General features: G+C 68.4%; 19 protein-coding genes and 2 pseudogenes. 9 read left to right on the forward strand and 12 right to left on the reverse strand.

All coding sequences use genetic code 11. The features are described 5' to 3' along the window. Window positions 1–598: 598 nt before the first annotated feature. The 4 genes from ltrA (at window position 599) to ACIQE0_RS00020 (ending at window position 4,667) form a co-directional block, all read left to right on the forward strand. A complete protein-coding gene (gene ltrA / locus ACIQE0_RS00005; protein WP_402327838.1) occupies window positions 599–2,401 on the forward strand; it encodes a group II intron reverse transcriptase/maturase in 1,803 nt (600 codons plus the stop codon). An 80-nt stretch (window positions 2,402–2,481) separates the two neighbouring features. Further along, the gene (locus ACIQE0_RS00010; protein WP_402328608.1) at window positions 2,482–3,846 is read left to right on the forward strand and encodes an IS1380 family transposase; all 1,365 of its coding nucleotides are present in this window, start codon (window positions 2,482–2,484) and stop codon (window positions 3,844–3,846) included. Between the two features lie 45 nt (window positions 3,847–3,891). After that, on the forward strand, window positions 3,892–4,329 hold the full coding sequence (locus ACIQE0_RS00015; protein WP_402327840.1) for a hypothetical protein: 438 nt from the start codon (window positions 3,892–3,894) through the stop codon (window positions 4,327–4,329). Between the two features lie 5 nt (window positions 4,330–4,334). Continuing rightward, window positions 4,335–4,667, forward strand: a complete 333-nt coding sequence (locus ACIQE0_RS00020; protein WP_402327842.1) for a hypothetical protein — start codon at window positions 4,335–4,337, stop codon at window positions 4,665–4,667. A 139-nt stretch (window positions 4,668–4,806) separates the two neighbouring features. Here ACIQE0_RS00020 and ACIQE0_RS00025 read toward each other — a convergent pair whose 3' ends face one another. Continuing rightward, window positions 4,807–4,956 carry a hypothetical protein gene (locus tag ACIQE0_RS00025; protein WP_402327843.1) on the reverse strand — a complete coding sequence of 50 codons (150 nt, stop codon included), beginning with the start codon at window positions 4,954–4,956 and terminating at the stop codon, window positions 4,807–4,809. Window positions 4,957–4,967: 11 nt separating this feature from the next. On the opposite strand from ACIQE0_RS00025, the pseudogene ACIQE0_RS00030 reads away from it, so the two are divergent. After that, window positions 4,968–5,201 (forward strand): annotated as a pseudogene (locus tag ACIQE0_RS00030) (transposase); the annotation flags it as partial. Between the two features lie 548 nt (window positions 5,202–5,749). Here ACIQE0_RS00030 and ACIQE0_RS00035 read toward each other — a convergent pair. Continuing rightward, on the reverse strand, window positions 5,750–6,121 hold the full coding sequence (locus ACIQE0_RS00035) for a transposase (protein WP_402327845.1): 372 nt from the start codon (window positions 6,119–6,121) through the stop codon (window positions 5,750–5,752). Between the two features lie 139 nt (window positions 6,122–6,260). Here ACIQE0_RS00035 and ACIQE0_RS00040 point away from each other — a divergent pair. Further along, window positions 6,261–6,700, forward strand: a pseudogene (locus ACIQE0_RS00040) (transposase); the annotation flags it as partial. A gap of 70 nt (window positions 6,701–6,770) precedes the next feature. Here the strand turns inward: ACIQE0_RS00040 and ACIQE0_RS00045 are convergent. The 9 genes from ACIQE0_RS00045 to lxmA all read right to left on the reverse strand — a co-directional run bounded on the left by ACIQE0_RS00045 (window position 6,771) and on the right by lxmA (window position 15,525). After that, window positions 6,771–7,772 (reverse strand): LLM class flavin-dependent oxidoreductase, encoded by a 1,002-nt coding sequence (locus ACIQE0_RS00045; RefSeq protein WP_402327846.1) that lies wholly within the window; start codon window positions 7,770–7,772, stop codon window positions 6,771–6,773. Window positions 7,773–7,814: 42 nt separating this feature from the next. Next, entirely contained in the window at window positions 7,815–9,098 is a 1,284-nt protein-coding gene (locus ACIQE0_RS00050) for a M16 family metallopeptidase (protein WP_402327848.1), read from the reverse strand. Then, on the reverse strand, window positions 9,095–10,351 hold the full coding sequence (locus ACIQE0_RS00055) for a M16 family metallopeptidase (RefSeq protein ID WP_402327850.1): 1,257 nt from the start codon (window positions 10,349–10,351) through the stop codon (window positions 9,095–9,097). Before ACIQE0_RS00055 ends, ACIQE0_RS00050 begins: the two co-directional genes overlap by 4 nt. Continuing rightward, window positions 10,348–11,163 (reverse strand): class I SAM-dependent methyltransferase, encoded by an 816-nt coding sequence (locus tag ACIQE0_RS00060; RefSeq protein WP_402327852.1) that lies wholly within the window; start codon window positions 11,161–11,163, stop codon window positions 10,348–10,350. The genes ACIQE0_RS00055 and ACIQE0_RS00060 overlap by 4 nt, the downstream gene beginning before the upstream one ends. A gap of 1 nt (window position 11,164) precedes the next feature. Next, window positions 11,165–12,202: a T3SS effector HopA1 family protein gene (locus ACIQE0_RS00065; RefSeq protein WP_402327854.1), complete on the reverse strand. Its 1,038-nt coding sequence runs from the start codon at window positions 12,200–12,202 to the stop codon at window positions 11,165–11,167. Beyond that, the gene (gene lxmK / locus ACIQE0_RS00070; protein WP_402327855.1) at window positions 12,199–13,401 is read right to left on the reverse strand and encodes a class V lanthionine synthetase subunit LxmK; all 1,203 of its coding nucleotides are present in this window, start codon (window positions 13,399–13,401) and stop codon (window positions 12,199–12,201) included. Before lxmK ends, ACIQE0_RS00065 begins: the two co-directional genes overlap by 4 nt. Beyond that, complete coding sequence (locus ACIQE0_RS00075) at window positions 13,398–14,381, reverse strand: hypothetical protein (RefSeq protein ID WP_402327856.1); 984 nt, start codon at window positions 14,379–14,381, stop codon at window positions 13,398–13,400. The genes lxmK and ACIQE0_RS00075 overlap by 4 nt, the downstream gene beginning before the upstream one ends. After that, a complete protein-coding gene (gene lxmD, locus ACIQE0_RS00080; protein WP_402327858.1) occupies window positions 14,378–15,040 on the reverse strand; it encodes a peptide terminal cysteine decarboxylase LxmD in 663 nt (220 codons plus the stop codon). Before lxmD ends, ACIQE0_RS00075 begins: the two co-directional genes overlap by 4 nt. Window positions 15,041–15,309: 269 nt before the next feature. Beyond that, a complete protein-coding gene (gene lxmA / locus ACIQE0_RS00085; protein WP_402327859.1) occupies window positions 15,310–15,525 on the reverse strand; it encodes a lexapeptide family class V lantibiotic in 216 nt (71 codons plus the stop codon). Between the two features lie 282 nt (window positions 15,526–15,807). Here lxmA and ACIQE0_RS00090 point away from each other — a divergent pair, with 282 nt between their 5' ends. Together ACIQE0_RS00090 and ACIQE0_RS00095 are read left to right on the forward strand one after the other, a co-directional pair. Beyond that, window positions 15,808–17,565: an ABC transporter ATP-binding protein gene (locus ACIQE0_RS00090; RefSeq protein WP_402327861.1), complete on the forward strand. Its 1,758-nt coding sequence runs from the start codon at window positions 15,808–15,810 to the stop codon at window positions 17,563–17,565. Window positions 17,566–17,592: 27 nt separating this feature from the next. After that, window positions 17,593–18,108, forward strand: coding sequence for a hypothetical protein (locus ACIQE0_RS00095; RefSeq protein WP_402327863.1), 516 nt, complete (start codon window positions 17,593–17,595; stop codon window positions 18,106–18,108). Window positions 18,109–18,253: 145 nt separating this feature from the next. On the opposite strand, the gene ACIQE0_RS00100 is transcribed toward ACIQE0_RS00095, so the two are convergent. Further along, on the reverse strand, window positions 18,254–18,571 hold the full coding sequence (locus tag ACIQE0_RS00100; RefSeq protein ID WP_402327865.1) for a response regulator transcription factor: 318 nt from the start codon (window positions 18,569–18,571) through the stop codon (window positions 18,254–18,256). A 458-nt stretch (window positions 18,572–19,029) separates the two neighbouring features. On the opposite strand from ACIQE0_RS00100, the gene ACIQE0_RS00105 reads away from it, so the two are divergent. Next, complete coding sequence (locus ACIQE0_RS00105; RefSeq protein WP_366330206.1) at window positions 19,030–19,479, forward strand: XRE family transcriptional regulator; 450 nt, start codon at window positions 19,030–19,032, stop codon at window positions 19,477–19,479. The last annotated feature ends 2 nt before the right edge of the window (window positions 19,480–19,481 follow it).

Genomic DNA, 19,481 nt, shown 5'->3' on the forward strand with positions numbered 1-19,481 from the left:
AGCGAGTACTTTCTGGGGGCGGCCATGGTCAAAGGTCCTCTCATGAGTCCCATCTGACCCTCTGTCAACATCCTCCGCATCTCGGGGGAACCTCAGGGGGAAAGCCCAAGGGCCTTCGTTCCACCCGAGGGCAACAGGCAAGGGGAAGACCGGACGGGTGAACAACCGTGAACCCTCGATGACGTCTCGTGAGAGAAAGCCCCGCCGGTGGGAAGTGACAGCGGGGTGCAGGGCAGGCCGCTGGAACGCGGCAGGCGCCGGGCGGATGCTTCACGTCGCCCGGGAGGACACCGCCGCCCCGGGATATAGAGGGCACCCAACCCGGTCGCAGCTTAGGCACGCGGAACGTGGAAACCCCGACGGAAGCCGCCCGTCCATACCGGACGTGCGGTGGGCTGACCGTGAGGAAGGCTGATGTTTCCGGCGGGAAAGGACGGCTCAAGAAGCGAAGGCCGGCACGCCGAAAGGCCGGAGGAAACCAAGGCAGTTACGGGCGGTGGACTCTCCGCCGCCGCTTTGGTCAACTCGCCGGATACGGACCGATGTCCGAGTCCGAAAGGACGCTGACGTGAGCCGGGTGAGCCTGTGAGGAGGGGTGATGACAGCAGCGACAGCACCGAAGGACAAGTTGGACGCCCCGGCCCCGGCCGGGGTGAACGGACCGGAGGGCGGCTTCGTGGACTGGCCCGGCATCGACTGGGACCAGGCGGAGAAAGACGTACGCCGTCTGCGCCAACGCATCTTCACGGCATCGAAGGAAGGGGACCTGGCGAAGGTCAGGAACCTGCAGAAGTTGATGCTCCGGAGCCTGAGCAACACGCTGGTCAGCGTGCGGCGGGTGACGGAGATCAACGCCGGACGCAAAACAGCGGGGATCGACGATCAGGTCGTACTCACCGCCTCGGGCAAGTCGGAACTGGTGCGCTTCATCCAGCAGCGCGGCAGTAACTGGCAGGCCCGCGCGGTCCGGCGGGTGTTCATCCCGAAGGCGGGAGGACGCAAGCGGCGCCCGCTCGGCATCCCCGTCATCGTCGACCGGGCTCATCAAGCCCGTGTCTCGGCGGCGCTGGAGCCTGAGTGGGAGGCCCGGTTCGAGGCGAGGTCGTACGGCTTCCGCCCGGGCCGGGGCTGCCATGACGCGATCGGGGTCATCTTCAATACGCTCAGCGGCAAGAACCCGCAGCGCGTGTGGATCCTGGACGCGGACCTGGCGGCGGCATTCGACCGCATCGATCACGACCAGCTTCTGGCCGGGCTCGGTACTTTCCCCGCCCGGGGACTGGTCCGGCAATGGCTGAAGGCCGGGGTCGTGGAACGCGGGAGGTTCACACCGACCGAGGAGGGGACTCCCCAGGGCGGCGTGATCAGCCCCGTGCTGCTGAATATCGCTCTGCATGGGATGGAGATGGCTGCGGGCGTGCGGTATTACCCTTCGGGCCGACGGGCCGGAGAAATCATGCCGAACGCTCCTGTGCTGGTCAGATACGCTGACGACCTCGTGGCGATGTGCCACAGCCGCGCTGCGGCTGAGCAGGTCAAGGCACGGCTTGCCGAGTGGCTCGCGCCCCGGGGGCTGGTCTTCAACGAGGACAAGACTCAAATCGTCCACGCGGAAACCGGCTTCGATTTCCTCGGGTTCAACGTGCGCCGCTACCGAAGCGGCAAGCTGCTGATCAAGCCCAGCAAAGCGGCCGTCAAGCGGATCCGGGGCAGACTGCGGGAGGAAATCCGGGCCCTTCGCGGCGCGGAGCCTGCGGCAGTACTGCGGACGCTCAATCCGATCATTCGCGGATGGGCGGCCTACTACCGGACGGTGGTGTCCAAAGAGGTCTTCGCCTCGCTGGACGCCTGCCTATGGCAGCTCACCTACCGGTGGACGCTGCCCAGGCACCCGAAGAAGCCGAGGCGCTGGATCATGAGGCGGTACTTCGGCCGCTTCAATCCTGCACGTCAGGACAATTGGGTGTTCGGTGACCGCGACAGCGGCGCCTACCTGGTCCGGTTCGCCTGGACGAAAATCATCCGGCATCAGCTGGTCAAGGGCGGGGCGTCCCCGGATGACCCTGCCCTGGCCGACTACTGGGCCGACCGCCGTCGCAAGGGCGCCCCACTGCCGCTGGACCGGGCCACCATGCGTCTACTGAAGACGCAGACCGGCCGCTGCCATCGGTGCCGGCAACTGCTCCTGCACGCAAACAGGTCCCCGCAGTCCCCAGGAGAGTGGGAGCAGTGGCTCCGCACCACCCGGAAAGCGATCAAGACCCAACACATCGCTTACCAGGGGACGAAGACGCCGGATGGGGTTCAACTCCGCCTCACCCACGCCTCATGCCGCCAACGCCCATACGTGGACGGCGGCGAGGAAACCCTGCACACCGGAGAGCCTTTGGGGCTTGCTTGAGCCGTATGCGCGGATGACGTGCACGTACGGTTCTGAGGGGGCCGGGGTCCAGCAATGGACTCCGGCTACCCGACAAGCGTATCGGGTCCTATCCACGCGTTCGTGTTGAGGGCGGCGGTCATGCGGTGGTGTCCCAGGCCGGGGCTGTGCTGCTGGTCGAGACGGTCAGCAAGGCCGGGCTGGACCAGGCGATATCGGCGGCGCTTGCGCCGTGGCGCCGTCCGAGGGCGGTGCACGACCCGGGCAAGATCCTGCTGGATCTGGCCCTCGCGGTCGCGCTGGGCGGGGACTGTCTGGCCGATGTGGGCATGCTGCGGGCCGAGCCGGCCGTGTTCGGGCCGGTTGCCTCCGACCCAACGGTCTCGCGGCTGGTTGGCAAGCTGGCGTCGAGCGGAAAGCGGGCCTTGGCCGCGCTCCGCGCCGCCCGCGCCGAAGTACGTGAACAGGTCTGGCGGTTGGCCGGGAACGCGGCGCCGGACGCGGACAGGCAAGTGATCGTGGACATCGACGGCGTCCTCGTCCTGGCGCACTCCGAAAAGCAGGACGCCACCGCGACCTGGAAGAAGACGTTCGGGCATCACCCGCTGATGGGGTTCGTCGACCACGGTCACGGCGGGTCCGGCGAGCCGGTCGTGGGCCTGCTGCGGCCCGGCAACGCGGGCTCCAACACCGCCGCCGACCACATCGAGGCCACCAGGCTGGCCCTGTCCCAGCTGCCGAAACACCTCCGGCGGGGGCGTCAGACGCTGATCCGCACCGACTCCGGCGGCGGCACTCACGAGTTCGTCGCCTGGCTCACCCGGCGCGGGCGGTGGCTGTCGTACTCGGTAGGCATGACCATCACCGACGCCATCCACCAGGCTGTCCTGAAGATCCCGGCCTCGGCCTGGACGCCCGCCGTCGAACCCGACGGCGACATCCGCGACGGCGCCTGGGTCGCCGAACTCGCCGGCGACTGCCTGACGGGCTGGCCCAAGGGCCTTCGGCTGATCGTGCGCAAGGAAAGGCCGCACCCCGGAGCCCAGTTGCGCTTCACCGACGCCGACGGCATGCGCCTTACCTGCTTCGCGACCAACACGGCCGTCGAGGCGATCGCCGACCTCGAACTGCGCCACCGCCAGCGGGCCCGGGCCGAGGACCGCATCCGCGCCGCCCGTGCCACCGGCCTGCGCAACCTCCCTCTCCACGACACCGCGCAGAACCAGATCTGGCTCGAGATCATCCAGATCGCCCTGGACCTTCTGGCCTGGATGCCCCTACTCGCCCTGACCGGCGCCACCCGGCTCTGGGAACCCCGCCGCCTACGGCTCCGTCTCTTCTCCGCCGCCGCCCAACTCGTCACCACCGGCCGCCGCCGCTACCTCCGCCTCGCCAGGCACTGGCCCTGGACCGACGTGATCACCGGCGCCCTGGAACGTCTCCACGCTCTACCGAACCCCGGCTGACCAGCACCTTCCCGTCCCTGCGAGCAGCACCAGCCCACCGGAGCCGTGGAACCCGGCGCTCACCCGACGCGACAGCCGGGCCCTCAACCTGCCAAGACTCCGAAAATCCCCGTCAGAACCCATCACAAAGGGTCCGTCAGCAAGCTGACGGACCCTCATGAACGATCGAGGCTAAAGGACGGAAAGCCCCTCGGACGGGAAGACCAGAAGGGCGTTTTCCTGATCAGCGAAGAGCAGATCGAAACGATTCAGCAGGCAATTCGTAAAAAATTCGGCCCTCCGGACACCGTCTCTACGGTTCCAGGAAAGGGTACAGTGGAGACCTGGACGCTTGAGGGCGGCGGAAAAATCAACTACCGAAAGTTTAGCTCCTCAGGGAAAGAAGCCGGGCGCACGGTGGACCCGACGATCGACTTCAATAAGCCCCTGCAGAAAGAATACGGTTTCAAGCGCTACCACGTCGACCGCGAGGGGAGTGAGTGATATTCATGGAAGACGCTGAAGAATATGCCGAAGAAGTCGAATACCTGGTCGACTACGCCAGGATGACCCTCCTGAACTTTCATCCAGTTTGGGACTCGGCGGAAGGGCTAGCTGGCGACGGGGCATCTGTCGAAGTGGTGATGGATGTGACCCTCCGACTGATCTCGGACATGCTCGATCATGGGGTCATCCTGGGGGATATGAGCTCACGCCCAGACGAAGGTTTCATGCCCTGGGATACAGCCAAGGATGAATCACTTCGGAGGGTTTCCGAAAGAATGAGACGGCACCCAAACCGCTCCGATTTCCTGAAGGTCTGTTGGTTTAGTTTCTCCTGACTACCCTCAATAGGAAATAGAAGAGGTGAGGTAATATGAGCCGAAAGGCCCGCCAGTGAAGGCTGGCGGGCCTTTCCTGTCAGTGGCGCCCCACTTTGAGGGGCTCCGCGGTTTTCGGACAGGGATCCGGCTGTCTATTTCACGCGGCTGCTTGCAACTTCGCGTACTCGGCGTGGACTTCTTGTGGGGGGCGGTAACCAACCGCCGAGTGAAGCCGCTTGCGATTGTACCAGAATTCGATGTATCGGGTGACGTCCTCCCGGGCGGCTTCACGGGTCAGGTAAGTCACGCGGGAAACATGATGATGACTCCATGCGCATCTCGCACGAGGCGATCTACCAGGCCCTCTACATCCAGGGGCGCGGAGCCCTCAATCGTGAGCTGGTCGCCTGCCTGCGCACCGGGCGTGCGCTGCGGGTCCCGCGAGCACGCTCCCGGCAGCGCGCAAGCGGTCATGTCACCCCCGACGTCATCATCAGCGAGAGGCCCGCCGAAGCCGAGGACCGCGCGGTCCCAGGCCACTGGGAGGGCGACCGTGCGACACGAAGTTGCACGAATTTGAGTGGACTGACCGATTGGAGAGGCAGTTGATGAAGCTGTAGGTGCAGTCACGGGTCCGTGTCCGTATGACCCGTCCCCGCCCTTGACGTGCGATTCCGGTAACGGAGTGGTGCGAAGCTCAGGGGAAAGCCCAAGGACTTCGGTTCCATCCGGAAGTTACCGTCAAGGGGAAGACCGGACGGGTGAAGTACATGAACTCCCGATGATGCCTCGTGATCCCAAGCCCCGTCGATGGAATGCGTGAGTGGGGTGCATGGCTAGCCGTTGAGGAGCGGCAGGCGCTGGCCGGCAGAGGTCACTCCGGCCAGGTGGACACCGCCGCCTCGGGGTAAAGGGAGCACCCACCCCGGTCGTATCTCATTCGTGTTACGGGGCGTCCACCACTGGTTCGCTCTCGCTACACCTTCTGACCTCGCTGAACGGGCCCGCGCCGTCTGGCGGTTCCGGCACGTCCCGCCTTCGTCGGGGCCGCTTGCCACCCTCACCGGCGTTCCCCGGATCGAGCTGCCCCCAAGCTGCAGTCAGGCCGCTACGACGGCCCAACGGAAGTGGTCTTCCACCACCTCTCGATCAACATCGCGCCTCGTGGCGCACAGCTCCGCGGCGAAGAAAGCCGAGGCGCACTTCAATATCGCGTTCGCCCGCCGCAGTTCCTTCACCTCCCGCTCCAGCTCCGCGATCCGGGCAGCCTCCGCGCGGGTGGTCCCGGGCACGGCACCCTCGTCGATCTCGGCCCGTTTCACCAAGCCCCGCAGGGCCTCGGGGTGCACGTCCAGCTGTTCGGCGATGCGCTTGATCGCGCCGGCCCGGCCGGCCGGGTCCTTGCGGGCCTCGACGGCCAGACGCGTCGCGCGTTCACGCAGTTCGTCGGGGTACTTACGGGGAGCAGCCATGATCGGCATCCTTCCGGGGCTTGATGATCTCCATCAAACCCGGGGCGGTTCACCTCGTCGGCGGCCTACTTCACGCGGGAGGCGGCTCGGGAAAGCCCACCGACGGAAACGTCGGCAGGGCGCCCGGGGCCGACCTCACCTGGTCCCCACACGCGACCACACCGTCGCCGAGCAGTCGAAGAACCACCGGTACTCCACCAACCACAAGGTCGACATCGACGCCGACACCCGGCTCGTCGTCGCCATCGGCCGGCCTCTGCCCGGCAACCGCAACGACTGCAAAGCGTGGGAGCTGTCCGGCGCCAAGGCCGCTGTCGGCCAGACCACCGTCATTGCGGACGGCGGCTACCGAGGAACCGGCCTGGTCATCCCGCACCGCCGCGAACGCGGCCAGTCCGAACTCCCGGCCTGGAAGAGGAACACAACACCTCCCACCGCAAAGTCCGTGCCCGCGTCGAGCATGCCTTCGCCCGCATGAAGAGCTGGAAGATCCTCCGCGACTGCCGTCTCAAAGGCGACGGTGTCCACCACGCCATCCTCGGCATCGCCCGCCTGCACAACCTGACCCTCGCCGGATGACGGCGAAGACGCAGGTCATCGAGCCAGCCCTAGATCATTTACGGGACTACCCTTTGCCAGCCGGCATTTCTCAACTGTGCATGGTGCAGTAGGCGGAGATGATCTCCTCAAGATCGGCCACGGCCGCCGGGGTGCCCTCGGTGAGCAGCACGCCGGCTGGGTTGAGGACCACTTCGTCAACTCCCGCTTTCGCGTGGCGGGCGAGGCCGGCGGCGATGTCGGTCGGTGTGCCCGTCAGGAAGACGTTGTGGTCCACTAGGGCCGCAGCGCCGGCCTCGGGATCGGAGGGGTGAGCCGGGACGCCGGCTCGGCGGAGCATGTCCGTGTAGGCGGCGGCGGTCAGGTGTGTGTGAGCGCCGGCCATGGCCGCTCGCTTCGTGTTGCGGCCCGGTCGGGCGATGGCGGCGTGGACGACGGTGACGAACCGGGGGCGGGGGCACGGGACTTGGTGCGGGGCGTCGGTACCGGCTTCGGCGGCGGGCAGAAGAGTGTTCCTGATGTAGACGGGCGGGGTGAGCCAGGTGATCGCCGTATCGGCCGCGGCGCCGGCGACGCGGGCCATGCCTGGTCGCAGTACGCCCGCGCCGACCTCTACCGGAGGGTGGCCGAGTGGTGGCAGGCGGGCGTGCAGGTGGTGGTAGTCGCCCCGATGCTCGACGGGGCCACCGTCGAGCAACGCCCGTACGGAGGCCAGGTATTCGCGGGCCGCTGTGAGCGGGCTGGGGTACGGGCCGCGGCGTAGGCCGCTCACGAAGTCGGATGATCCGGTGCCGTAGCCCACCACGACTGGTTCGTCGGTGATCAGGGCCAGGGAGCGGGCTTGCAGTGCGGCCTCGTATGGGTGGCGCAGTGGCATCAGCGTCACGCTGATGCCGAACGGGATGCGGGGGCCTTTGGCAGCTAGGTAGGTGATGGTCTGGTGGGTCTCTGCGCCCAGTGACTGGCACAACCACAGCCTGCGGGCGCCGGTCCGGGCGACCAGGTCCACGAAAGGGAGCACGAGGGAGGGGTGGTCCGGCTGGAGCGGGAAGAGCACGGAGAGCTTCGGGGGGCGTGCGGACAGGGGGGTCATATGTGGTCCGATTGTGGTTGTTGAGGGTGGGGGATTTCCGGGTCATGGGCGGCGGCTGGGATGGTGGTGCGGGGGGGTGTCGAGGATGCCGAACGTGGCCTTGGTGGGCGTCAGATGACGGGCGGCGGCTTCGGTGATGTCGGAGCGGTGGGTGTTGGCCAGGCGGGCGGCGTAGGTGGTGAGCCAGCCGGGGGCGAGGCCCTGTGCGACGAATCCGGCGTAGGCGCTGGCGGCCTCGGCGCGCGTGGCGAGGCCGAAGCGGGTGAAGCCGATCGCGTACTGCCTGGCCCGGTCGGTCTCGACCGCGGTCGGGCCTGTTTCGGACAGTTCGTGCAGCGTGTCCACGATGTCGCGGGTGATGCGGTCGGCGGTGCCGGGGGCGCCCGCGCACTCGGTTTCGAGCCAGGCTCCAGCGCGGGTGTCGCGGATCGTCGTGGAGACCCCGTACGCGAGGCCGCGGCGGGTCCGAAGCCGGTCCATGAGCCGGGACGAGCCGTATCCGCCGAGCACGAGCTGAGCGAGGTGGAGGGCGGGGTGGGAGGGGGAGTGGCTGGGGACGGCTGGGCTAAGGGCCATGACGAGGGCCTGTGTCGGGTCCGGGTTAGCGTCGGTGAGGATCAGTGAATGGTCCGGTGGTGTGCGGTGGTTGAGGGGTGGGAGGACCAGGCCCGAGGGGCCGCCGGTCCAGCCGGCGAGGCGATCGGCCAGCAGGGTGTGCAGTCGGTCGGTGTCGGGTCCGGTGTCGGCCATGACCAGGAGGACTGAGCCGTACGGCACGATCGCGTCGCGGTGCAGGGCGTGCAGGTCATCGGTGGTGATGGCCTGGAGACTGCCGGTGGAGGGAGGTGCGGCCGTGAGGGGGCCCGGGCCGAAACGGTGGTGCAGCAGGCCCCGGTGTAGTCGGGTACGTGGGCCGTTGGCGGTGGTCCTCGCTCGTGCACGGGAGCGTACGAGGTCGAGTTCGTCGGCGCGGTAGGCGGGGTTCAGGAGCACCTCGGCCAGCAACTCCACTGCTTCCGGGAAGCGTTTGGCCAGCACGCTGACGGAGAGGAGCAGTGACTCCGCGGTGACCACCGTGCTCAGTTCGGCACCGATGTCGGCCGCGTGCTCGACGATGCCTTGGCGGTTGCGCCGGACCGTGCCCGTAGCCAGGCAGGCGGGCAGCAGTTCCTGGACGGGGAGGGCGAACCGGCCGGTACGGGCGTACGGGATGAGGAGTCGGATCTCGGCGACCGGCGCACCGGGGTCGGGGACGACGACGGTGTGCAGGCCTTGGGCCGAGCGGTCGTGGGTGGCGGCTGCGGGTCGGTGGCCGGTGTCCTTCATGCGGTGTTTCCTGGGGGCGCGAGCACGATCCATTCCTGGGCCAGCAGCCGGCGGGCGGCGACGGCCATGTCGTCAGGGGTGAGACCGGTGAACAGTGCGGGGAGCCCGGTCAGGCCAGGGCGGTCGGGGAAGAGGGTGGCGAACCGTCCGTGAGCGATAGCCCGTCCCAGAGGCGAGTCCATGTGTCTGAAGTGCTGCAGAAGGAAGGTGTTGCGCGTGCGGCGCAGCTCCTCGGGGGATGGCGGGCTGTCCGCCAGCTCTCGGAGCGGCTGTTGCCAGGCGTTGGCCGCGCTCGCCGGGGCGTCCGGGCGCAGCAGCACCGCGGCGAGCAGCAGGTCCGGGGAAATCGAGTTGAGCCACTGGCCGTGGTGGCCGCAGTGCAGTTCGGCGGAGAGCACCGAGGGGGTGCGGCGCACCAGGTACGGCATACGGCTGTTGTTGAGGAGGTGAGTGAGCAGCACATGGGCGGCGTAGTGGTGCAGTTCGGCGCGTGGATCGGGCATGGGGGTGGCGCGGATGGTGACAGGGCTATCGGTCTGTGCGGGGCCTGTGGGGTGCGCGGGTTGCACGGTGCGAGCTGCCGAGCACTGGGCGGCGGTGTCCATGGGGGGCCGGGTTGACCCCGCGGGCAGTGCACCGAAGAGGTTGTCGACGGTGTCGGCGACGGCTTGGGGGGTGGCGTCGGCGACGACGGACAGCACGAGGCTGTCCGTGGTGTAGTGGTCGTCGAAGAAGGCGCGAGCCTGCTGGGGCGAGATGTTCCGCAGCTGCGCGATGTCGCCGATGCCGTCCCGGCTGCCGGGGAACAGCGCCGCGAGGGCCGCCTCCCAGGGCAGGGCGCCGGCTTCCGCCCTCGCCTCGCGGATCTCCTGGGCCACCGCGCCGAGTTCGGTCCGCAGCACCGGTTCGGTGGGGGTGAAGGCGGTCAGTCTCCGGGCTTCCCAGGCAAGGACGGTGTCGAGCATTTCGGCCGGGACGATGCTGTGGTAGCTCGTGTAGTCGCGGTGCGTGGTGGCGTTGCATACGCCGCCGGCTCCCTCGATCCGCTCGACGTGGCCGCTGTCGGCGGGGCCACGGCCGCGCGGGAACATCAGGTGCTCGACGATGTGGGCCAGGCCGGAGACGTCCGACGGATCGTTGCGGGAGCCGGTGCCGACGGTGACTGCGACGGCCGCCAACTTCCGCCCGGGAAGCGGCTCGAAGAGGAGACGCAGCCCATTGGCGAGCCGGAACGCGTGGGGTGGTGCCGTCATCGCAGCGGGCGGTACGTGGACACGCACATCTTGCGGCTGTCGCCGCCGTCGAAGGGCTGCTGCCGCCAGCCCGCGTACCGGCTGACGAGTTCCAGGCCGGCGGCTCCGGCGAGCAGGTCCAGTTCGCTGGGCCACAGGTAGCGCATGATCGTCGAGGCCGACAGCGGCGGCTTCCCGTCCAGGAACAGGGTGTTGAGCATCATCATGTTCTGCGAGACGGGCAGCACATTGACCGTTTCGATCATGGCACCGCCGATGAGCGGGTAGGTGGTCACCTCGTTGCGCTTTTGGACGTGGTAGTCGCTCGGGTCGAAGGTCTCGACCACGACATGGCCGTCCGGGGCGGTGTGGCGCGCCATGGCGTGCGCCATCGCGATCTGCTCGTCCACGGTCATCGCGCAGCACAGTGCGTTGAAGGGGGCGAGGACGACGTCGAAGGTGCGCCCGAGATCGAGGGTGGTGAAGTCACCGAGGGTACTGGTGACGCGCTGATGCGGGTCCTTGGCGGTGAGCCGGGCGAGCATCTGCTCGGAGGCGTCCACGCCGTGCACCGCGAATCCGCACTCGACGAGCGGGAGGGCGATGCGGCCGGTGCCGACGCCGAGTTCGAGGACGTCGGCACCGGGGTGGGTGAGGGTCAGGAGGTGGTCGGCGATGTCGTCCAGGTCCGGGGTGGAGGGGTAGATCTCGTCGTACACGCCCGCGAGCGCGTCGCTGTAGGCGGCGGTCATGGTGGCGGTCGTGAAGCCATCCGAAGCATCGGGTGCGCCGGTGGCGGTGTCGGTTGCGGTGGGGGGAGTGGTGTCGGGCATGTCAGTGTCCTGGGGTGTCGGTGAGGTTGCGTGCTGGCCGTAGCGGGTCGATGTTCGCGGCGCGGAAGGATTCCGTGATCCGTTCCGCGACGCTTCCGGCGCCGTCGAGGGCGTGCTCGACCAGAGCGGTGGCCAGTGCGAGGCAGCGGTGCTGGCCGAAGCTGAGGCCGCGTTGGCCGGGGCGCGGGTCCTGGGGGTCCCAGGACGCCGCGATGCCCGGGGCGATCTCCTCGGTGAACACCGAGGTGTCGGTGGCGAGTCCGGGCATTTCGACGACGGCGTCCGCCAGGGCGCGCTCGCTGAGGGCGTGGTCCCCGTGGAGGTAGCAGACCAGGGCGTCGCGCCGTGGGTAGTCCTGCGGGTCGGACAGGACCTTCGCGTGGTAACGGGCTCCGGTCCGTTCCAGCACGGACAGGGCGGCGGCCCAGATGGCGACGGCGCTGTCCTGGTCCTTGAGGTGGAGAAAGATCCGGCGGATGGGACCGGCAGGGCGGGGCAGCGGACGGGATCCCATGACGTAGCAGAAGCCGGGGGAGAGCGCGGGTCGGGCCGCGTCAAGGGAGAGTTCGACGGTGTCACCGGGTGTCGGATCGCCGGCGGAGCACAGTCGGCCAGCGGAGATGCGGGCCGTGATGTCCGGGAGCCGGACGAGAAGTTGGCGACCGGCGTCGGTGTCCTCCACCGCGCGCAGCAGACCGCGCACTGGCGCGGTGCGGTGGGGAACCGCCGCGGTCAGCCGTCGTTCCACCTCAGGGTCCCGCAGGGTCCGCTTGAGGAGCGGAGCGGCCGCGTCGGCCCCGTGCGTGGTGTCCTGTAACTGGCGCCCAGCGTGCAGCCATTCATAGAGGGCCGTCGAGAGCTGACCCCGTAGGTCGCGCGGGCTGTTGGCCGTCAGGGTGCGGCCCGCGACCGAGGCATGCCGAGCGTCGGCCCGCAAGGTCACCGCGGTCAGGGCGTGGACCAGACGCGGCGCCAACTCATCGTCAGAGGAGGCGTGTTGGGTACCGATGGACTGTGCTGCCATCTGGTGCGTAGTCATCGGGGCACTCCTGGTTGCAGGTCGGGGGCCAGCCCGATCGCGGGCGCGGTGAGGTGCGGGGCGAGGAGGCAAATGCGTCCGATGCCGGCGGCGGCCCGCGCGAGGGGGTTGAGCTGGGCGTGGCACTGGGCGGTAGCGATGAGCCGGTCGAACATGTGCCAGCCGGCGAAGGACGTGGCCCGGACTGCCAGTTCGGGATCAGGGGTGCGCTGCCGGCAGTAGGCGTTCCAGAAGGCGGTGATGCGGGGCACGAAGCGGCGCAGGCTCTGCGCGCCGCGTTCGACGATCTCCTCGTGGCTGACGCCGAACTCGGTGAAGGCGTCGGCTTCGCCGTTCCGGGCGGGCGCGAAGACCGAGTAGATGGCGTGGAAGAGCCATTCGCCGGCGAAGGCGCCCACGTCCCGGGCCGGGTCGGCCAGCCGGAACTCCTCCCAGTCGCAGAGATAGAGCGAGTTGTGGTGACGTACGAACTGGTCGAACCGTAGATCGCAGTGCACCGGTGTCTTGGGCGCGTACTGCTCACAAGACCGCAACTGGCGCAGCGCGGTCATGACTTCGGCATCATCCTGCGTCAGTCGCCATGCCTCGATCTGGGCCATGCTCTGGTCGCGTACCACATGCCAGGGCAGAGCTTCGAGCCAGCGCAGTGGCGGCAGTGGCGGTTCCTCAAGCGCGTGGCCGTGGCGTTCGACGGCCTCGTGCGGTAGCGCGTGCAGTGCACCGACGGCATGGCCTGCCTCGGTGCAGAGATCCTCGTCGAAGGCTCCGTCCAGGGCGAGTTCGGAGCCCGAGTGGGAATCCTGAAGCAGTTCGAAGGCTATCAGCGCCGCGTCCCTGTCAGCGCCGAGGAGGGCCGGTGCCATGAGAGGAGAGCCGAGGGGCAGGTGTGCGGTGGCCCGCTGGAAGGACAGGCTGCGGTCGAGTTCGGGGACCGAGCCGTCGGACGCGCGCCGTACGGCCTTGACGAAGACATGCGTGCCGGATGTTGTCGGGCCGGCCCAGTTGTCGTTGCGGCCGCCGAAGGAGACAGTACGGGCCGGGTCGAGCGGTCCCAGCCCGAGGCGCGCCAGCAGGGCGTCGACCTGCGGGGCGCTGCTGAGGTCGGTCGGGCGGTAGCGCTGAAGGGCGGGCTCGACGGGCGTGCCCTCGGCGGAGTTGGCCTGCGCTGCGTGCTGCGTCGTTGGGTGCAGTGCGTTCATCCCGCCGCTCCCGGCAGGGCGTTGGCGCCCTCGCTGTCGATGAGCTCCGCCGCGAAGGCGCTGTAGGCGAGCAATTCGTCGGTCCAATCCATGTAGGCCGCGAAGTCGTGCAGATGGGTGATGACGCGGAGCACCGCCGCCCGAGCCACGGCCGGGCCGTCGTGCTCGGGCCCGTAGGCGTCGAGCAGCACGCGTTGCAGTGCTGTGTGGTCGTGCGGGACAAACTGGTCGAGCCCCGTGCGCCTGCCGTTCCAGCGCATCTCCGCCAGCTCTCCGACAAGCCAGCCGAGATCGGCCTCCGGGTATCCGGCGGACAGGTCCTCTCCAGTCAGCAGGGCCACCGCTCGTCCCCGGGACACCGGGGGGACGAGGGCCGCCAGGGAGGCTGCACCGTGCAGCAGACGCGGGGCGGACGCGGTGGCGTCCGCGCTCGTGCCCCGGAGTCGGAAACTCCAGTCCACGACGGTGTCGATGCGGCGGCTGCCCCACGAGGAGCGCAGATGGGCGAGCAGCCGGGTGGCCGCCGCCGAGCGGAGGGCGGCCCCGGTCAGCCAGGACCGGAGCCGGGCGGGACCCGGCGGGCCGTCCGGCACGGCGGACGTCGTGGGGCTCACCTGGTGCATCGCGCGTAGTGCCCGCCCGGCGGAAGTAAGGGCATCGGCCATGAGGGCGCCCACTTCCGGCCGGGGGTCACCGAGCCAGCCCGCAGCGGACCGGGGCCCGTGAGCGCGGTATAGGAGGCCGTCGCCGACCGCCGTGGGCAGCAGCAAGTGGGCTGCACCGATGGCCGGTTGCACGGGGGACAGGGCGGCCGTGGGCGTGGTGAGCGGGCCACGGCGGCGGGCTCCTGGACGGTGCCACCACAGGAACGAGCCGTCCGGCACGCGGTGCACCGTCGTGCGCTGCCACCCGGTGGCGTGTTCCGCGACCAGCTCCGCCGCGGCGGGAAAGGACGACGGGGCGAGCACGTCGGTGGTCATGTCCGGTGCTCCTGAGGGACGGTGGGCGCAGGCCCCGCGGCCGCGGTGAGGACGCGGTGGCGTTCCGTGACGAGGGTCATCAACTCGGGTAGCGGCGCCACGCCTCCGTTGGAGGTTTCGCCGGTGGTGGCGCTCCGCGCGGGGACAGTGGGCGCCACCACGACGCGGGGGCAGGCGGCAAGCACGTCGAGATGGGCGCGAAGCGTCGGGCTACACTCCGCGCCGGGCGGGAAGGCCGGAGCGATGCCCACCAGTGCCCGGGTGGCCTGGAGCGCCAGAAGCACCGGGGTGTCCACAACGCCGAGCGCGAAGCGACTGAAGAAGTGGGCGGTGGCCGGGTGCACCAGGACGACGTCGGGCCAGCGCGCGAGGGTGATGTGCGGGGCGTCGGGCGCGGAGACCGAGTTCCACTCGTCGATGACGACGTGCTGTCGGGACATCGCGGCAAGGGCGTCGGCCGAGACGAAGCGGCGGGCCGAGCGAGTCAGCACCACCCGTATCTCGCCATCCGGAGCATAGTCTTCCAGCCAATTCAGCCAGAATGGCAAGAAGGCCACACTCAGTGCTCCCGTTCCAACCAGAAGCACTTTCCGGAAATCCGGACCGGAGTTCTTCTCGGTGCCGACTTCGCCGGCGTTCGACGGCGCCGTGCTTTCCATTCGAGAACCTTCTGAAAGATAGGTATGAGCTGCCGCCCGCCGACGCCCCGTGCTGGTTGTCGTCGGCAGGCGACCAGGAAATTTTCCTGGGAACTCGTGCTAAGGTCCCAAGCCGCGGCGATCTCGCGCGCGGCCAGCCGAGGGTGTTCTCCCCGCCCGGTCGTGGCCAGTGCCGCCGCACGGAGCCGGCCAGTCTCTTCCTGGCCGGCTCCGGCGTATTCCTCCGTCATCCCACGGCGGGCATCAACAGCGCGCCGAACGGGATGTGTTCAGCACTTTGTCTCCAGCGTCCGGGCAGCGAACGAACCCAGTGCCGCCGCGCACTGCTGCGAGGACCGGGCGGTGATCAGCCCGGCGCGAATGGCCCAGGGGATGGTCGGGCTGAAGGCCGGTGCGGCGGTCTTGCCGTCGTACAGGCCGAGTTCCTCGGCCGAGGTGTACGCGGTGTAGCCGCTGAACAGGTCCTTCTCTGTCACGTTCTGCATCGTCCTGCTGTTCCTCTCTCGAATCGGCCGGCTGCCAAGGGAATTGGCAGAGATCGGCCTGCGACGAGAACGACAATGCCATTCCTTGCCCCAAATGCGCGATTGCCTCTTGCGGCAATGCCCGTTCAGGCAATGCCGCAAGCGGCAATCCGCGCCACTGGCCAGGTCTTCGACGAATGCCGGTAGGGTTCACAGTGCGCAGTTATCGTCTCGCCGAGGCCAGGTAAAGTCGGCCATTCTCAAGAGGCTGCACGCACTTCCAAAAAGCCGGAAAGGGAAACCATGGACACGCAGGAACCGTCGACAGCGCAACGTCCGCTGCGTGCCCTGCTCGCCTACGCCCGCCCGCACCGCAGGATCCTGATCCTGATCCTGGTGCTCACCTTGCTGGGGAGCGCCGCCGCCCTGGCCCAGCCGATGGTCATCGAGTCGGTGCTCGGCGCACTGATGACGCAGGGCAGCATGCGCAACACGCTCTTGGTGCTCGTCGGGCTGCTCGTCGCCTCCACCGCGCTCACAGCCGTGCAGACCTGGCTGAGCGAGCGCACCGCCGAGCGCGTTGTCTTCCAGGCGCGAAGAGGGCTGATCCACCGTCTGATACGCCTACGCATACCGGAGTTGGACCGCACCGAGCCGGGCGGCCTGACCACCCGCGTCACCTCGGACAGCACCCTGGTGCAGCACGCCGCCACCAACGGCGTTATCCAACTGGTCGACGGAAGCCTGCATTTGGTTGCCGCCATCGTCCTGATGGGTCTGACCAGTCTGCAACTACTGGGCATCACCTCGGCCGTCCTGGTCGTGGTCGGCCTCGCCATCGGTGTGGTCATGCCGCGGGTCCGTCGGGTGACGACGCGCGCCCAGGAGTCCGTCGGCGACATCGGAGCCGCGCTCGACCGCTCGTTGGGGGCGGCCCGGACGGTCAAGGCCAACGGCGCCGAGGGGCGGGAGACTAGCCGAGCGGTGGCCGCCGCGCACCGGGCCTACCAGGCCGGCCTCACCGGTGCCCGCTACCACGCGGTGATCGCGGTGCTGTCCGGCATGATCGTCCAGATGTCCTTCCTCGCCGTCATCGGATTCGGTGGCGCGCTGGTGGCGACCGGAAGGCTCGACCTCGCCTCGCTGATCGCCTTCCTGCTCTATCTGTTCAACCTCGGCGGCCCGATCATCTCGCTCGTCACCGGAACCACGGCACTGCAACAAGGGCTCGGCGCCCTAACGCGGATCGAAGAAGTGGACCAGATGGGGACCGAGGACGACGTCGACCTGACGCCCAGACAGCCGACCGGCCCGCCACCTGCCGTTGAGCTCCGGAACGTCACCTTCGGTTACGCCGACCGTGCCCCCGCGTTGGAGAAGGTCGCCTTCGTCGCACCGGCCGGCGCGTTGACGGCGGTGGTCGGGCCGTCCGGCGGCGGAAAGACCACGGTCTTCTCGCTCCTCCAGCGGTTCTACGACCCAGACGAGGGTGAAATCCTGTTGGACGGGATGGACATCCGCTCCCTCACCCGTGCCGAGGTGCGCCGCCGCATCGCATACGTCGAGCAGGACGCTCCCATGCTCGCCGGCACCATCCGGGAGAACCTGCTGTACTCGGCGCCGGACGCGGGCGAGGAAGAGGTGGCGGAAGTGCTGCGCCAGACCCTGCTCGACAAGTACGTCGCCGGACTGCCCGACGGTCTGGACACCTCCGTCGGAGCGCGGGGCGTGGTCCTCTCCGGCGGTGAGCGCCAGCGCTTGGCCATCGCCCGCGCGCTCCTGCGCCGCCCGCAAGTCCTGCTGCTGGACGAGGCAACCGCGCATCTCGACGGGCGGAGCGAAAGCGCGCTGCGCCGAACCGTGGAGCGCGCCACCGAACAGTGCACTGTGCTCCTGATCGCACATCGGCTCTCGACGGTCACGTCGGCTGATCAGCTGCTTTTGTTGGACCGAGGGCAGGTGCGAGCGGCGGGGAGCCACAGCGAACTGATGGACAGCGACTCCCTGTACCGCGAACTCGCCGAAACGCAGCTTCTCACCCCGGCACCCACTGGCTCCTGACCACTCCCGACCACATGGAAAGATGCCATGACCACACCTCCAACTCCCACTCAGGACCTGCTCTTCGACGACATTCGCGTCCTGCTCGACGGAGCGGACGGGACGCTGACCGTGAGCGGGGAGAAGATCCCCACTGTCGCCCTGGTGCGGGCCGCGGACGCCGACGTCGACGACCACATCCCCATCGGAACCCGTTCCGCCCGGCAGCTGTCGCTGACGGTCGACGGCCAGACCGCACGGATCACACCGGCCCCGGGACGCCTGCTGCGGCGTTCCTACCGGGTGGACGTGGAGTGCGCCGGCGTCCAGTACCGGTTGACGCCGAACAGCATCGACGGCAGCAAACTGCTCAAGGGCAGGCGCGCCATCGCGGAGTTGTCCTCCTCCGGCGACGGCCATGTTCTGGCCGACTGGCCGGAGGACTCCAATGTCTTGCCCCAGGACGCGGCCGTGGGATACGCACTGGCGGCGGCCTTCGGTACGGGAGCACAGCCCTTCTGGATGACCGCGATCGAAGCGGTGAGCGCCGCTCTGATGCCCTGACCCTCACAACTCCGACCGCCGGCAGGGCGCGGCGCAGAGGCGAGCGAGGAGCGGGATGCGCCAAATAGTGACGGGTGCGGGGCCGGGGCAAGGCCTGCACCCGCGCTTCGCTCTGCCTCAGCCATTGCCCGGCCAGCGGCTCTCGTTACCCGGCCTCCGCCGCGCCCTCCGGCTCGGGCAGTATGGCGTCGGTATGGAGGTTGGCCAGGAGCGCGGCCTCCATCTTGGAGCGTATGCCGAGCTTGCGCGTCAGGTTGGTGATGTGGGCCCGGACGGTGCGTTCTGAGATCCCGAGCTCGCGCGCGAGGATGCGGTTCTGCTCGCCTGTTGCAAGCAGCAGCAGCACCTCCCGCTCCCGGTCCGTCAGGAGCGAGAAATCAGGGGCCAGGCGGTCCTTCATACCGACCATGGTGCGCCGCGTTCCCCCGCTGTCGCTCCCCATGTCGCGCTGACGCACATACATCGAACCTCCACAGTCTGGTCATTGGCTGGTCAAACCCGCAGGCGATGGTCCCTGCTCGGACCCATGAAGGCAGGTCCGTGCGCCTGCGCGCGCCGGTGAGGTGAGCTGAAATCGCAAGCGGATCAGCGGATTTCAGGGGCTGACCGGTGGGCTGTCTCATTTCCCCATGAGCGCCCGGTGAGTTAGATCGAGCCTGCGTCAACGGCTGCGCGAGGCCCCTTCGTAGACTTCCCCGTACGGCAGGCGCGGAGCACCGCAGTCATGCGTGCGCGCGTACCGCACCGAGAGAACCATGGAGGCGACGCCGACCTCTGCGTATTTCTGTTGAAAAATGGAAGACACGCAACCCCCCCCATGGTCCCCGGTGCGTATGCGTAGCGATCGGCAGTAGTCTATACACATGCTGTTTCCAGTGGGAAATGGACAGGTGTCTGTGTGCCAGTACTGAAGGAGCTTCGATGACAGAACCCGCCCGTCGATCGGGGGCGCGGTCCACCACGCTGGCGGAGAAGCTGGACCGCCTCATCACGGCGCTCACACCAGTCGGCGGCGCCCCGCCGTCGTACAACGAAATCGCGCGGGCCATCGACGAAGCGGCGAGCGAACGCGTCATCTCTCCCAGTTACATCTGGAAGTTGCACAAGGGCGAGGCCACCAATCCGCGCGTGGGCCATCTTGAGGCCCTCGCGGCCTACTTCGACGTCCCTGTCGCCTACTTCCTCGACGACGACGTCGCCTCGTACATCGACGAACAGCTACGCTTCCTGGACACGTTGAAGACCGGTGCCGTGCGCAATCTGGCACTGCGCGCCAACGAGCTCTCGCCCGAGAGCCTGCGCGCGCTCAACGACATGTCGGAGCGCCTGCACACACTGGAAGCTCGGGGCGAACCCCGGCAATCGGACTAAAT

The organism is Streptomyces sp. NPDC093097, from assembly GCF_044754325.1.
Taxonomy (GTDB): Bacteria; Actinomycetota; Actinomycetes; order Streptomycetales; family Streptomycetaceae; genus Streptomyces.

Bases quoted from the DNA above. Each gene is read 5' to 3' on its own strand.
- ltrA (WP_402327838.1), top strand. From the start codon at position 599: ATGACAGCAGCGACAGCACCGAAGGACAAGTTGGACGCCCCGGCCCCG.
- ACIQE0_RS00020 (WP_402327842.1), top strand. From the start codon at position 4,335: ATGGAAGACGCTGAAGAATATGCCGAAGAAGTCGAATACCTGGTCGAC.
- ACIQE0_RS00035 (WP_402327845.1), bottom strand. From the start codon at position 6,121: ATGGCTGCTCCCCGTAAGTACCCCGACGAACTGCGTGAACGCGCGACG.
- ACIQE0_RS00045 (WP_402327846.1), bottom strand. From the start codon at position 7,772: ATGACCCCCCTGTCCGCACGCCCCCCGAAGCTCTCCGTGCTCTTCCCG.
- ACIQE0_RS00050 (WP_402327848.1), bottom strand. From the start codon at position 9,098: ATGAAGGACACCGGCCACCGACCCGCAGCCGCCACCCACGACCGCTCG.
- ACIQE0_RS00055 (WP_402327850.1), bottom strand. From the start codon at position 10,351: ATGACGGCACCACCCCACGCGTTCCGGCTCGCCAATGGGCTGCGTCTC.
- ACIQE0_RS00060 (WP_402327852.1), bottom strand. From the start codon at position 11,163: ATGCCCGACACCACTCCCCCCACCGCAACCGACACCGCCACCGGCGCA.
- ACIQE0_RS00065 (WP_402327854.1), bottom strand. From the start codon at position 12,202: ATGACTACGCACCAGATGGCAGCACAGTCCATCGGTACCCAACACGCC.
- lxmK (WP_402327855.1), bottom strand. From the start codon at position 13,401: ATGAACGCACTGCACCCAACGACGCAGCACGCAGCGCAGGCCAACTCC.
- ACIQE0_RS00075 (WP_402327856.1), bottom strand. From the start codon at position 14,381: ATGACCACCGACGTGCTCGCCCCGTCGTCCTTTCCCGCCGCGGCGGAG.
- lxmD (WP_402327858.1), bottom strand. From the start codon at position 15,040: ATGGAAAGCACGGCGCCGTCGAACGCCGGCGAAGTCGGCACCGAGAAG.
- lxmA (WP_402327859.1), bottom strand. From the start codon at position 15,525: ATGCAGAACGTGACAGAGAAGGACCTGTTCAGCGGCTACACCGCGTAC.
- ACIQE0_RS00090 (WP_402327861.1), top strand. From the start codon at position 15,808: ATGGACACGCAGGAACCGTCGACAGCGCAACGTCCGCTGCGTGCCCTG.
- ACIQE0_RS00095 (WP_402327863.1), top strand. From the start codon at position 17,593: ATGACCACACCTCCAACTCCCACTCAGGACCTGCTCTTCGACGACATT.
- ACIQE0_RS00100 (WP_402327865.1), bottom strand. From the start codon at position 18,571: ATGTATGTGCGTCAGCGCGACATGGGGAGCGACAGCGGGGGAACGCGG.
- ACIQE0_RS00105 (WP_366330206.1), top strand. From the start codon at position 19,030: ATGACAGAACCCGCCCGTCGATCGGGGGCGCGGTCCACCACGCTGGCG.